A 14,551-nucleotide genomic window follows, 5' to 3' on the forward strand; every position below is an offset into this window, starting at 1 on the left:
ATATTTATAATTAAAATTAACTTTATTATTTCCTTAATTATTCTATAATTCAGAATCAAAAAATATATTAAAATAATAGGAAAAGCCATGTCATACAGAACTTTAGAAGAAGAGATAAAAGTATTAGAACTTGGACTTCCTCCACAAGAGGGAGATGGTTTTATTGGTGGAAGACTAAATCCTGAAGAAGCAAGTTTAGTTTTAGTTCCAGTTCCTTGGGAAGCAACAGTTTCATTTGGGCAAGGAACTGCAAATGCTCCTGATGCGATTAGAACTTCAAGCCACCAATTAGATGTGGAAAATTATCACTATATCAAGCCATATACTGCTGGTATTGCTATGCTTGAAACTGATAAAAGTTTACATAAACTAAGCAACAAAGCTAGAAAAAAAGCTTTAAAAGTAATCGAAGCTCTTGAAGATGGAAAAACAAATAAAAAAGCCCTAAAATATGTAAATGAAGCTTCAGCTATATTAAACTCATCAGTTTATGAAAAATCTCTTGAGCAATTAAATAAAGGGAAATTCGTAGCTGTTGTTGGTGGTGACCACTCTTGCCCACTTGGACTAATCAAAGCTTTAAGCGATACTCAAACTGAATCTTTTGGAATTTTACACGTTGATGCTCATCATGATTTAAGAGAAGCTTATGAAGGTTTTACTTACTCTCACGCTTCAATTTTTTATAACGTTATGAAAGAGTGTGACAAAGTTTCAAATCTAGTTCAAGTAGGTATTAGAGATTATAGTAAAGAAGAAGCTACAAGAATGATTGATTATGGGGTAAAAGGTGCATGTTTATATGATACGTTAATGCAATCAGAGCTTGCTAGTGGAAAATCACTTGAAGAAGTTTTTGCTACTTATATAAATCAACTTCCACAAAATGTTTATTTATCAATAGATATTGATGGATTAGAGCCATTAAACTGTCCAAATACAGGAACTCCAGTTCCAGGTGGATTAAGATATGGAGAACTTGAACATCTTATTTTTATGATTGTAAAAAGTGGTAAAAATATCATAGGATTTGACCTTTGTGAAGTTGGTGATAGTGCTGATGGTTGGGATGCAAATGTTGGCTCAAGAGTTTTATACCAATTATGTGGTGCATTACTTGCAAGTCAAGGAAAAATCGAATACAAATAAAATTAAAAGTAAGTTTTAAAACTTACTTTTAACTCTTTTATCCTAGATTTTTAGCTACAAAATCCCAATTTACAAGTTTCCAAAAGTTTTCTAAAAACTTAGGTCTTGCATTTCTTACATCAATATAATAAGCATGTTCCCAAACGTCACATACTAAAATAGGTTTTAGATTATTTGTTAGAGGATTTTGTGCATTTATTGTTGTTACGATTTTTAAATCTTGATTTTCGTCTTGAACTAACCAAGCCCAACCAGAACCAAAATGTCCAACAGCTTTTGCTGTAAACTCCTCTTTAAATTTATCAACACTTCCAAAAGCTTTTGTTAAAGATTCTTCTACAGAAGCTGGAATTTCACCTTGAGTTGGAGTTAAACCATTCCAAAAAAAGTCATGGTTATATACTTGTGCAGCATTATTAAAAATACCAGCATCTGATTCTAAAATTATATTTACTAAAGATAAATCTTCAAATTTTGTACCAGCAATTAAATTATTTAAGTTATTTACATAAGTTTGGTGATGTTTTCCATAATGAAACTCTAAAGTCTCTTTTGACATAAGCGGTTCTAAGGCATCTAAAGCATAAGGTAAAGTCATTAATTCATGTTTCATTTTATATCCTTTATTAGTTTAAATCTTAACAAGTTCATTATAATCTAATTTTGTTATTTTTTTAATATAACTTTGAAATTATTCAGAAATTAATATCAATTTCCCAGTTTTTGGGTCTTTATAAACTTGTCCTAAAGATTTATATCCCTCTTTTGTTTCCATATTTTCTTTTATTTCTTTTGGAATTTCAACCAACTCTTTTCCTTGAGTTATAACTTTTGTATCTGTTGACACTTTAAAATGCTCTTGTAAATTAGGACTAAGAGCAACTAAAGCAGCTATTAAACCACAAGCAAAAACTAAAATAATATCAACTAAATTTGCTAAAGGACCAAGTGGTTCATCATCTTCTTTTGAAAAATGTTCACTTGAAAATCTATTTTTCATCTTCACTCTCCATTATGCTTAAAGCTTTGTCATACCATCTTCTTCTTAGTCTTGCTATTACAAAACCTACCATTCCACAAAGTAATCCTAAAACTGTTGTATCAAAAGCAACACTCATTGCAGTGCTTAGTATTTTTACATCACCATCACCAAGTGCAGCAAGCCCAGGACCCAAAGGAATCAAAGTTCCCATAAGTCCAAGCATTGGAGCTAGTCTTGTGATAAAATCTGCTCTTTCTATTCTTTTTTTTGCAACATTTAAAACCAAAGTTTTATCTTTTGTATTTGTCAATCTTTTGATTTCGATAACTCTTTCACCTATTGTTATTCCTATTTCATAAAGTGAAAAAACCACAAAAAAAATCAAAGCCCAAGAGACTGGTTCTAAAAGAAGTGATGAGATTTGGTGCATCAAACCAACTGAAATTGATGAAAACATTTTTATCCTTTTATCTTATTAAAAAATATTGATTTACCTAAACCAACAAACAAAATTAAAAAAGCAATACCCAATAAATATTTCATATAAGAATCATCTTTATTACTATTTTTATTTTCACTTAACTCTTCTGTTTTTTCTTCATTTTTATTTTTTTGATTTTCTAGTTTTATCTCTTGGATAGAAGTTACATTATCATTTTTCTTCTCTTTTTCTATTCTACTTTCACTTAAAACTTCTTCTAATTTATTAGCTTCTTCTTTAGATATTTTTGATTTTACAAAATCATATATCGGATGATTTGCATGGCTATGCCCACTTCCTGGAATTCCATGTTCTATTATATTTTTTGCAAATTTTTCTGAAAGCTCTTTTTGTGTTTTTTCATCTGCTTTCCAAAAATCTTTTTGAATTGCTACAAGCATCACAGCTAACATATTTGTCTGAACTTGAACTTGATAGTTTGAAGATAAAAACTCATCAAGTTTTAGATTTAACTTATCATCAATATAAACAGCTTTAACCTCTTCCCAAACCCAATCTTTTATAATCTCAGGACTTGTTACTTGCCATCCCCATAAATACTCTACAAACTCACTTCCCATAGTTCTTGCACCACTATATCCTTCATTCATAAGTGGTTTTATCCATTGTGGATTTAAAAATCTTCCCCTTAACTCAGTTAAAAGTGCAGTTTCAAGTGGTGTGATTTTTAGGTTACTTGTATTTGAATTATCTATTACAAAACTATTTGGCTGTTTTCCAGTTACTTTTTCAATAGCTAAATTCAATCCTCCAAGATAATCAAAAGTATCGTTATTATCCATTAATCCATATAAATTACTAGCTCTTCCTAAATATGTATTTTCAACTTTTTGAAGTTGTCTTTTAAAACTATCAACTGATAACTGTGCATAACCATCTTCTGAATATGAATATCCCATTCTTTTTATGAAAACATCAGCTAACTCTTTTCTATCATTCCATGCACTTGAACGCTCTGCTAATCTATTTATTCCTGCTCCATAAGCACCAGGTGCAGTTGCAAAAACTCTTTTACTTGATATTTTTCCTAATTCATTTGCATCTATATTTGGATTTTGTTTTAAAATTTCCCTTGCTTCATCTACCCAATTTAAAGCAACACTATTTGTCTCAAGTGCTTCATTTCCACCTTTTTTCAAATCTCCCAATGGTTCTAATGCTTTATTTAATGCAAGGGTTAAAGCTGGATATTTTGAAACTATGTCATTATAACTAGCATCTAAAGTCAATAAAACTGCCTTATCTAGTAAAGCCAATTGTGAAGAGTATAAATCCCTAAACAATCCAGAACCAGTGAAAATTACATCATATCTTCTTACTCTTTTTTCATCTAAAGGTAAAAGTTCTAACCCTTGTAAAATTCCTCTACTATTCCACACAGGTTTTAAACCTAATAAATCAAGTCCAAAAGCTATCATCGCACCTTCATCTCTTACTGTATCAGATGCCCATAAGATTATCGCTTCTTTTTTCCTAATATCATAATTTTTATTTTCACGAACCTTTTGAGCTAACTTAACACCAATCTCATATCCAATACTACTTGGTATCAAACTTCCATCAAGGGCATAAAAGTTTTTTCCAGTTGGAAGTGCCTCTTTAGTTCTAATTGGGTCATTTCCTTTTCCTGCAATTATATATCCACCATTTAACGCATTTAGTAAAGAAGTCATCTCATTTTTTGGAGATTTTATAAGATTTGCTTTTACTTCTTCATTGTTCTCTTCACCCATTGATTTAAGCATGATATTTACTGCTTCATTATTCCAATCTTGCCCAAAAGTATGAAGTCCTAAAGGCATAAACTCTTCTTGTAAATGAGTTAAATAATGCCCAACTTCATGAAGTAAAAACTCATCATCAACCTCATCAAATCCAATACCACGAATTTTTAACTCTTCATCCATACTTTTAATAAGTTCATCTTTTAGGTTTGCTTTATCTATTGATTCTTTTATCTTTTTAATAGAGTTTTTTCTAACTATTTCATCTGTTGCAGATTCAGCACTCTCAATTAACTGTCTAATTTGTAATAAATCATCATAAAGTTTTGTAATTGATAAAGGTGGTGTTAAATGGTCAATCATAATAGCCTGACCTCTTCTTTTTGCTTGAATTCCTTCACCAACTCCATCAACAATATATGGATAAATACTTGGCATATTTCCAATCATCAAATATGGATAATCTTTTGAAGTAAGCCCTACACTTTTTCTTGGTAAAAACTCATAGGTTGAGTGTCTTCCCACGTGAACAACAGCATCAGCTTTAAAACTATCTTTTATAAAATGATAAAAAGCTAAATATTGATGAGTTGGAGGAAATGATAAGTTTGCATGAAGTAACTCTTCATTTAATTCCCAACCACGAGGTGGTTGTGGAGCTAAAAGAATATTTCCAAACTCCACACTTGGAAGTAAAAGTTTATCTTCATAAACCATCACATTTCCAGGTGCTTCACCCCAACCTTTTATCCCTTCAATTCCTAAATCAATAACAGCTTTTTTTAAAGATTCCATAGTCTCAAATGAAAACTCTTTTTCTTCTTGAGATAGAGTTAAAATATTTTCATATTCTTCTTTTAATTGTGCTAATAGATTTACAGCTCTTTGTCTACTTTCACTTCTTACTCCATCCATTGCATGGTGAAGATTATCCATAGTTTTATGCATATAATCTTTCATTGAACCATAAGCTAAAGCTTTGTTTGTTGGAGATATTGTTTTAATTTCATCTGTTAAAAAATTTCTAATCTCAACATGAAGTAAAGCCAATGGTCCATCTTGCATCTCTTCTTGAATATAATTTGGCAAAGTTTTAAACCAATTTTTATACTCAGTTCCATCAACTTTGTTTATATTTGGGCTCATTTGTTTTAATGCTTTTTTATCATTGGGCAAATTTACAGCTTTTTCTTGAAGAATTTTTAATAACTCTTCATCATTAGCAGGTAAAGTTCCAACATCATAACCTTGAGCTTTTAAAGAAGTTAAAATATTAAAAAGTGATTTTGGCACATTTAGATTATCAGCTCCAATATTATGTCGTCCTGGAGGATGGTTATAGTAAATGATAGCAATTTTTTTATCTTTATTATTTTTCTTTTTTAGTTTTATCCAATTATTTGCTTTTTCAATAATATTTTTTATCTCATCATCTAAAATTTTCACAGAAAAAAGAGTTACTCCTGTTTTTTCATCAGTTATATAATCCTCATTTAAAGAGAGAATATGAACTTGCCCTATTCCTTGAAGTTCTGGCATTGAAACTCTATAATGAACGGAATTTTTTTGTAAACCTTCACTTGATAAAGAGTAGTTTAAATATGATAAATCTAAAACTCTAAGAGCTTTTAAAACTGGTACATTTAATCTTTCTAATACACTACTTACTTCATCTTTACCTAAACCACTTCCAATTACAAAATCATGTAATGAGATTATTGAATAAGCTTGATTTTTATCTAATTTTAAAACAATATCTTCAACACTTTTTACTGCTTCAAAACTTGATTTTCCCCAAGAAGATAAGATAGATATTACTTGAAAGTTTGATTTTTTTACTAACTCTTGATGTATTTTCCACTCATTTAAACTATCTGCTCTATCATTATCTAAAACAAATAAAATATCTTTTGAAGAATCTATTTTTTTGATTACTTCATCTGCACCAAAATATGTTTTTGAATCATCTGCATCTAAAAAATATCTTACAGATTTTAATTCAACAACTTTTGGCCATGAGTTTTTTTGTAAATTTGGATTTGATAAAAAAGAGAAAAGATTTGAGATATTTTCATTTCCTCTATTATCCCAATAAGCTCTTGCTTGTAGATAAAAAGCATAAGAAGAAAACTCTTTTTGTTTTTTCTCTAAAAAATTTATATAACCTAGATTTTCTTTATCTTTTTCAAGAATAGTATCTATGTTATTATCATAAGAATTTCCTAAAAAATCATTATTTAAACTAAGAAGTCTTCTATCTCCTTGAATTGAAATTCTAAGTTGTGAAGCTAGATATTTTTTTGATAATAATCTATCAACAACATCACCAAATACAGCACATAAAAGAACTACATCTGAATTTTTCAAATAGTTATCCAACTCATCATCTTTCATCAAAGATACTTGACTTACTGTTCTTATGATTATTTTATCATTTGAATTTTTTAGATATGTATTTGCACCACTATTTAAGGTTGTTGCTGACCTATCTGAAACTATTGAAAAGATTGTTTTATTTTCTTTTGCAATTAAATTTGTACTAAATAAAAACATAAAAAACAACACTAAAAAATGTCGAAATAAAAGCATGAAACTCCCTATTAATAAAAATTAATACAAGAATCATTTAGGGTTTGAAGAATAAACTAATAATAAATTTATGGCTTTTTTCAGGTCACCCCGCCTGATTTGCATTTTATCTATCAAGTCGGTCTCCGGACTTAGCATACTTTTTCAAACCAATTTTTACCTTCCCATCAAAATGACAGTGGTTTAAAAAAATTGGCATAATAAAAATTTTATTATATATGCGATTACCGTTGCGGGGGCAGTATAGGATTTTCACCTATTTCCCATGAATAAAAAATTCACTTGATAAATTTTGAAATGGGATTTTATCCATTTTAGGCTTATTTGTAGATTTTAGTTATAACTCATTTTCAAAGGTAAAAATATCAACACCACAGAAAATTAGCTCTTACTTTTATAGTTTTATTAATATTTTCTCTTTCAGTTTTGAAGTATAAGACTCCTCAAAAAATTCGTTTATTATATGATTTAAACTAGATGCTAAAAGTTTGTTATCTAATTTTATATTTTGTTGATTGATTATTTGGTTCATTTTTGCTCCTATTTTTTATAGGTGCAATTGAAGTTTCGTTAAAAAGATAGCCTAAAAGCTATCTTTTAATTTTTAAGCGAATGCAGGTTCTAAGAAAGGAATAATTTGTTTTTTTCTTGATAAACAACCATCTAACCAAACTTTTCCATCTTCAAGTTTACAGTTAAATGCTTTTTCAAAGATTGTTGCATCATCAGAAGTAACTAATACTTCACTTCCTTCTTTCATAATATCAGTTAAAAGTAAAGCAACTGTATGTAATCCTTGCTCTTCTTTTACTTTTTTGATATCAGCCATTAATTCATCTTTGATTGCATCAAAAACACTTCCATCAACAACTTCAAGTTGTCCAACACCTACTTTTTTTCCGTGCATATCAAAGTTTTTGTAATCTCTCATTACAAGTTCTCTAACTGGTGTTCCAGCAACTGCTGATTTTACTCTAAACATTTCCATACCTAAAGCTCCAAAATCTTCAATTCCACAAATAGCTGCTAATTCTCTAACAGCTTTAATATCTGTTTCAGTACAAGTTGGTGATTTAAAAATAACTGTATCAGATAAAATTGCACACATCATAATTCCAGCAATATTTGCAGGAATTTCAACTTTATGGAAATCATACATCTCTTTTACGATTGTATTTGTACAACCAACAGGTCTAATCCAACACTCTAACGGAGCAGAAGTTGTGATGTCACCAAGTTTGTGGTGGTCAACGATTCCAACGATTGTAGTTTTGTCAAGTTCTTGAGGAGCTTGAGCAACATCTGAATAATCAGTGATAAACAGTTCATCACCTGCAAAAGAAGTTTTTAAAACTGGTAATTCAAATCCAAATTTTTCTAAAATAAATTTTGTTTCAGGATTTGGTTCACCTTGTCTTGCTGGAATTGCTGGTCGTCCAATTTTATTTAAAAGGTAAGCTAAAGAGATTGCTGAACAAATTGAGTCAGAATCTGGAATAATATGTCCACATGTATATAATGCCATTTTATAAAGTCCTATTTTTTATTTTTGGGCATTTTATCTAAAAAGAAGTTATGTTACTTTTAAATAAAAAAATTACTCTTAATATCCCAACTCTTCATCAACTAAAATGATGATTATTCTTCCTTTTTCATCATCACCTTTAATCCAAGAGAATTTATTTGCAATATTATCTAGGTTATATCTTGGCTCTTTTCCCATCTCTATTGCTTTATTATTTATTCTATTTATATTTTTAGGAGCAGCAACTTCCATAACTCTTTTGAATCCAGCTTCCACATCTTCAACTATTTTATTAATTCCAACAATTACTAAAACATTTGTTGGACCATAACAAAAAGCAGCCACCCTATTTCCACTTCCATCAGCATTTACAAGTTTTCCATCATGTGTCAAAGCATTTGTACTTGTAACAAAAATATCACTTATCAAACCCATTTTTCTTCTCTTGATATTCTCTTCCATAGAAATACCAGCTTCATATTGATTGTATAAAGTAATCTCTTTGTTATTTAGTAAAAAGTCAAGTAAACCTATCTCTTTTACGCTTTCACTTCCACCAAGTCCAACACTCATATTTGGTTTAATATACGTTTTTGCTAACTCTAAAGCCTCTTTTTTATCTTTTACAAAAAAGGCTTCATGACCACATGATTTCAAAACTTCTAAAAGCTCTTTCATTTTTATTCCTTTGAAACTAAAAATTGTCCTAAAGTTCTATTTTTCAAAAGTTTATCATAATTTGTAACACAACCATGCATTGAAATATATACTCCATTTGATATTGGTGCATTTAAAAATCCAATTGCCTGTGCAAAATTTAGTGTTGCTTCAACTTTTTTTATACTCATTGGAACCATTGCTCCTGTTAAAACAATCTTTTTATTTTTTACTCTTTCATCAATATATTTTGAAGTAATATCAATAGTATCTGTTCCATGAACAATGATAATATTTTCACTACTTTCATTTATAATTTTTACAAGATAATCTCTATCATCGTTATCTATTTCTAAACTATCTTTTGAAATTACATTTTTAATTTCAAAATCAATATTAAAACAACTTTCAATTATCTCATTTAAAGCAATATTATCTGTTGGAACTTCAAGTTCTCCTTTTAGTGGATTATATCTTTTATTAAAAGTTCCACCTGTATTTAAAACTGTTATTTTCATTTTATCCCTTTATCATAATTGTGAACCATATTTTTAGGTTGTAATAGTTCATCTAACTCTTCTTTTGTGAATAATTCTTGTTCTAATATGATGTCATAAACTCTTTTGTTTGTTTTTAAAGCCTCTTTTGCTATTGCAGAGCTTTTTTCATATCCTAAAATTGGATTTAAACAAGTAACAAGTGTCACAGAATTTAAAATATTATTCATACAAACCTCTTCGTTTGCAGTTATTCCTTTTACACATTTTTCACCTAAAGAGTAAAATGCTCTTCTCATCATATTTATCGAGTTAAATAGTTTATATGCAATTAATGGCTCAAATACATTTAATTGTAATTGTCCATGTTCACTAGCTATTGAAATAGTAGTATCTGCACCAATCACATCAAAAGCAACTTGATTTACAACTTCTGGAATAACAGGATTTACTTTTCCAGGCATGATTGAACTTCCTGGTTGTAATGGTGGTAAATTAATCTCATTTAATCCAGCTCTTGGTCCTGAACTCAAAAGTCTTAAGTCATTACAAATTTTTGAAATTTTAATAGCAACTCTTTTTAAAACACCAGAAATATGAACAAAAGCTCCAGTATCTTGAGTTGCTTCGATTAAGTCTCCAGCACTTATATAATCAACACCCGTAACTTCTCTAAGATTTGAGATTACTTTTCTTTGATATGCAGCTTTTGTGTTAATTCCAGTACCAATAGCAGTAGCTCCCAAATTTACCTCTTTTAAAAGTGCTTGACACTCTCTTAATCTAAAAATATCTTCATCAATCATTACAGCAAAAGTTTTAAACTCTTGTCCTAAAGTCATAGGAACAGCATCTTGAAGCTGAGTTCTTCCCATTTTTAGAATATCTTTAAATTCAATAGATTTTTCTTCAAAACAATCTCTTAAAAATCTCAAACTATCTTTTAATTTAAAAATTAATTCATGTAAAGTAAGTTTAATCGCTGTTGGATAAACATCATTTGTAGATTGACTCATATTTATATGATTATTTGGATGAATGATATCATAAGAACTTTTTGGTTTTCCAAGAATTTCTAAAGCACGATTAGCTATAACTTCATTTACATTCATATTTGTTGAAGTTCCTGCTCCACCTTGAATAGGGTCTACTATAAATTGGTCTCTAAATTTTCCATCAATTATTTCATTACAAGCTTGAATAATTGCATCTTTTTGAACATCAGTTAAATCTCCTAGTTCATAGTTAGTTAAAGCACAAGCTTTTTTAACTTTTGCTAGGGATTTTATAAAATTTGGAAATAAAGATAAACTTGTTTTTGTAATATCAAAATTCTCTTTTGCTCTTAAAGTCTGAATTCCATAATATTTACTTGTTTCTATCTCTTTTTCACCTAAAAAATCTTTTTCAATTCTGTATTGCTTTTCCATAAAAATCCTTATGATTAATTATTTTTAAAATCTTATAAAATAAAAGTATGCAAAAAGTGTCTTTTATTATTTTTGTAAAGTATACCCTTCTTGAGGTACATTTTTAATTACATTTACTGGCAATTTATTCCTTAACTCTTTTATAAATGATTTTAAAGCATGGGTTGTCATCTCTTTGTCATTCCAAAGTTCAAACTCTATCTCTTCATATTTTAAAATAGAACCTTTTTTTTCATATAAAAGATATAAAAAATCCTTTTCTCTCTTTCGCAAAGGTATAATTTCACTACCTTTATAAATCAACTCTCTTTTTTGTAAATCAAAAAGTAAGTCATCACTTAACATAACTGGTTTTGAAGATTTTACAAGATATTTTTCTAAAGCTTGTGATAATTTTTTTAGATTTAAAGGTTTCAAAATATAGTGATTTATATTTAGATTTATTAAATCCATCAAATACTCTTCATTTGAGTGAGCAGTTAACATAATAATCATCGTTTCAAAATCATTTTCTCTAATTCTTTTAACTAATTCAACACCATTTCCATCTCTCATTTGAATATCTGTTATTACAATTTTTGGTTTATAATACTCGTAAAGTTCAAATCCTTCATTTCCACTTGTTGCTTCATAAACATCTTTAAAATAGTAATTTAAAGTATTTACAATTGTTTGTCTTATTCCATCTTCATCTTCAACACATAAAACGGATATATTTTTTAACTCTTCAATTAATTCTGGTTTCATTTTTTATCCTGCTACAACTATTTTAAAAACAGCACCTTCACTGTCATTTGATACACTTAACTCTCCACCCATATTTCTCTCAATTATTAGTTTTGAGATATAAAGACCAAGACCTGTTCCTTTTGATGAATCTTTAGTGCTGTAATATGGGTCGAAAATCTGTTCTAAATTTTTCTCTTCAATCCCGCCTGCATTATCTTTTATAGTGATAATTGATAAAATACCTTTTGATTCTATATTTATTTCAATCTTTGGATTTTTTATATTTTTTTCAATTAAAACATCTTTTGCATTACTTATAATATTTAAGATAACTTGAGAAAATTCTGTTGGATAACCAAAAATCTTTTTATCCTCTTTTATATCCAAAATAAGATTTATTCCAAGATTTTCTAAAGTTGCATCTATAATATTTATCGCTTTTTTACAAGCATCAGAAACATAAAAATCCTCTTTTTTCTTATCTGGTTTATAGAAATTTCTAAAATCATCTATTGTATTTGACATAAATTCAATCATCTTATCACTTTTATCAATAGCATTTAAAATATAATCATTATCTACTTTTTTAAATCTTGTTGTAGTTTCCAACTCCATTAAAATTCCAGATAATTGACTTAAAGGTTGTCTCCATTGATGAGCAATTATACTAATCATAGAACCAATTCTTGCTAACTTAGCTTGTTCTAAAATTTTTCTATCTTTTTGTTTTGCTTCTTCAATTCCTTGTTTTACTTTTAAAGATAAATTTTCATTCAAACTTTCAAGGGCATTTTCTCTATTTTGAACTTGTAACTTATATTTTTTTATAACATCTTTTATAATTGACAACATCAAAAAAGTGAAAAGTATCATAAAAACTAAAATTACTGCTGTTGCTGTAAGTAAAAATCTTTTAAATTTTTTTTCCTCTTCTTCATGCTCTTTTATCTTTATTTCTAAAAATTTATTAATAATTTGAGTATCACTTAATTTTTCTAAATGAAGTCTTTTATACTCATTTATTTCAGTTTGATAAGTTTCATTTGATAGTTTTAAATAGTATGAGATTGAAAGAAAAGATACAAATAATATTGATAAAAAAGGTATAACTATAATAAAAAATGGTATTCCTTCTTTATTAAACATAAAAAACCTTTGCTTATATCTTTTAGTCTGTATGATGTCTAAAAATTGCTTAAAAGATTAAGAGTTAACTCTTAATCTTTTTTATCGTTGATATTATCAACAATCTCTTTCCATGTTTCTTTGTCAAAATTAAATTCTGTATAATCATTGTATCTAAGAACTGGAACTTTTCCTTCTTTTAACTGTCTTTCATAACCTCTAATTAATTGAAGTACTGGTTTATATAATATTGCAATAACTATCATATTGATGATTGCTAATAATCCCATAGATAAGTCAGAGAATGCGAAAATAGAACTTAAATCTTGGAATGAACCCCAAATAACAAGTAAAATACATAATGTTCTAAAAATATTAAATACTGTTACATTTCCTTTGCTAAAGAAATTTAAACTATTTTCAGCTAAATAATAGTTATAAATCATAGATGAGAAACCAAATAAGAATAATGCAAGAGTTACAAAAACTCCACCAAATGGTCCAATATGTTCAATTAAAGCATTTTGAGTTAATAAAACCCCTTGAACACCACTAATTCCTGGAGTATAAGCACCAGATAAAAGAATAATAAATGCTGTACAAGAACATAAAATTATTGTATCAATAAATACAGAAAAAGATTGTACTATTCCTTGTTGAACAGGATGAGCTACATAAGCAACTGCTGCAACATTTGGTGCACTTCCAAGACCTGCTTCATTTGAAAACATTCCTCTTTTTGCACCTTGAATAATAACAGCACCAATTCCTCCACCAATTGCAGAACTTGGATTAAATGCTTCAGTTATAATCATAACGATTAAAGAAGGGATTTTATCAAGATTTAAAACTATAACAACTAAAGCAATAAGTAAATATCCTAAAGCCATAATTGGAACAATAACCTCAGACATTCTTGCAATTCTTCTTACTCCACCAAAAATAGTAACACCAAAAACTAAAGTTAATGCTAATCCAGTTATCCAAGTTGGAAGATTAAATGAAGCTTCAAAAGAAGTTGAAATAATAAATGATTGAGTCGCATTAAAGGCAAAACCAAAAGTAAACATTAATAAAACAGAAATAACAACACCTAACCATCTTTGTTTTAATGCTTTTGTTGCATAATATGCTGGTCCACCTCTATAAACACAAGAATCTATACCATCTTTTTCTTTATATAATTGAGCTAAAGAACATTCAAAGAAACTTGTTGCCATTCCTACAAGAGCAATAACCCACATCCAAAAAACAGCACCTGGACCACCTAGTGTTATAGCAACTGCAACACCGGCAATATTTCCACCACCAACACGTCCAGCAACACTAAGCATTAAAGCTTGAAAAGAAGAGATATGTCCCTCTTTATCTCTAACTGTTTCTCTTAAAATATGAAACATCTTAAAAAAATATCTAAATTGTACAAATCTAGAACTAATTGTAAAAAACAATCCTAATATTGGTAGTAAATAAATTAATATAGAACCCCAAATCAGATCACTTAAAAATGTATTTATTTCAGCTAACATCTTGTCTCCTTTTTATATTAGAAAACTTTATCATTGCTAAGAGTGTTAAAAGAGGGTTTTAAATGAGAAAAAATAGACAAAAAAGATAAAGTTGAAATATTTATTTAATTTCA

Annotated in this window: 13 protein-coding genes and 1 riboswitch; of the genes, 1 reads left to right on the forward strand and 12 read right to left on the reverse strand. The window is 28.5% G+C overall.

Annotated elements, in window-relative coordinates; genetic code table 11:
• Window positions 1-87: 87 nt before the first annotated feature.
• The gene (locus AELL_RS09745) at window positions 88-1,149 is read left to right on the forward strand and encodes an agmatinase family protein (protein WP_118917778.1); all 1,062 of its coding nucleotides are present in this window, start codon (window positions 88-90) and stop codon (window positions 1,147-1,149) included.
• A 37-nt stretch (window positions 1,150-1,186) separates the two neighbouring features.
• Here AELL_RS09745 and AELL_RS09750 read toward each other — a convergent pair whose 3' ends face one another.
• From AELL_RS09750 to AELL_RS09800, 12 genes are all read right to left on the reverse strand, one after another.
• On the reverse strand, window positions 1,187-1,762 hold the full coding sequence (locus AELL_RS09750) for a superoxide dismutase (RefSeq protein ID WP_118917779.1): 576 nt from the start codon (window positions 1,760-1,762) through the stop codon (window positions 1,187-1,189).
• Between the two features lie 78 nt (window positions 1,763-1,840).
• Window positions 1,841-2,149, reverse strand: a complete 309-nt coding sequence (locus AELL_RS09755) for a DUF2149 domain-containing protein (RefSeq protein WP_118917780.1) — start codon at window positions 2,147-2,149, stop codon at window positions 1,841-1,843.
• Window positions 2,139-2,588, reverse strand: coding sequence for a MotA/TolQ/ExbB proton channel family protein (locus AELL_RS09760; protein ID WP_118917781.1), 450 nt, complete (start codon window positions 2,586-2,588; stop codon window positions 2,139-2,141). Before AELL_RS09760 ends, AELL_RS09755 begins: the two co-directional genes overlap by 11 nt.
• 2 nt (window positions 2,589-2,590) lie before the next feature.
• Complete coding sequence (locus tag AELL_RS09765; protein ID WP_118917782.1) at window positions 2,591-6,946, reverse strand: cobaltochelatase subunit CobN; 4,356 nt, start codon at window positions 6,944-6,946, stop codon at window positions 2,591-2,593.
• Between the two features lie 99 nt (window positions 6,947-7,045).
• A riboswitch (cobalamin riboswitch) is annotated at window positions 7,046-7,247 on the reverse strand.
• A gap of 93 nt (window positions 7,248-7,340) precedes the next feature.
• Window positions 7,341-7,478: a hypothetical protein gene (locus tag AELL_RS14300; protein ID WP_164967219.1), complete on the reverse strand. Its 138-nt coding sequence runs from the start codon at window positions 7,476-7,478 to the stop codon at window positions 7,341-7,343.
• A gap of 72 nt (window positions 7,479-7,550) precedes the next feature.
• Complete coding sequence (locus AELL_RS09770; RefSeq protein ID WP_118917783.1) at window positions 7,551-8,471, reverse strand: manganese-dependent inorganic pyrophosphatase; 921 nt, start codon at window positions 8,469-8,471, stop codon at window positions 7,551-7,553.
• A gap of 78 nt (window positions 8,472-8,549) precedes the next feature.
• The gene (locus AELL_RS09775) at window positions 8,550-9,149 is read right to left on the reverse strand and encodes a lactate utilization protein (protein WP_118917784.1); all 600 of its coding nucleotides are present in this window, start codon (window positions 9,147-9,149) and stop codon (window positions 8,550-8,552) included.
• A 2-nt stretch (window positions 9,150-9,151) separates the two neighbouring features.
• Window positions 9,152-9,646: an asparaginase domain-containing protein gene (locus AELL_RS09780; protein WP_118917785.1), complete on the reverse strand. Its 495-nt coding sequence runs from the start codon at window positions 9,644-9,646 to the stop codon at window positions 9,152-9,154.
• Window positions 9,643-11,055 (reverse strand): aspartate ammonia-lyase, encoded by a 1,413-nt coding sequence (gene aspA / locus AELL_RS09785; RefSeq protein ID WP_118917786.1) that lies wholly within the window; start codon window positions 11,053-11,055, stop codon window positions 9,643-9,645. The genes AELL_RS09780 and aspA overlap by 4 nt, the downstream gene beginning before the upstream one ends.
• A gap of 66 nt (window positions 11,056-11,121) precedes the next feature.
• Window positions 11,122-11,802 (reverse strand): response regulator transcription factor, encoded by a 681-nt coding sequence (locus tag AELL_RS09790; protein WP_118917787.1) that lies wholly within the window; start codon window positions 11,800-11,802, stop codon window positions 11,122-11,124.
• 3 nt (window positions 11,803-11,805) lie between these two features.
• Window positions 11,806-12,930: a sensor histidine kinase gene (locus AELL_RS09795; protein WP_118917788.1), complete on the reverse strand. Its 1,125-nt coding sequence runs from the start codon at window positions 12,928-12,930 to the stop codon at window positions 11,806-11,808.
• Window positions 12,931-13,001: 71 nt separating this feature from the next.
• A complete protein-coding gene (locus tag AELL_RS09800; RefSeq protein ID WP_118917789.1) occupies window positions 13,002-14,438 on the reverse strand; it encodes an alanine/glycine:cation symporter family protein in 1,437 nt (478 codons plus the stop codon).
• Window positions 14,439-14,551 lie beyond the last annotated feature (113 nt).

It is taken from the genome of Arcobacter ellisii (assembly GCF_003544915.1).
Lineage (GTDB): Bacteria > Campylobacterota > Campylobacteria > Campylobacterales > Arcobacteraceae > Aliarcobacter > Aliarcobacter ellisii.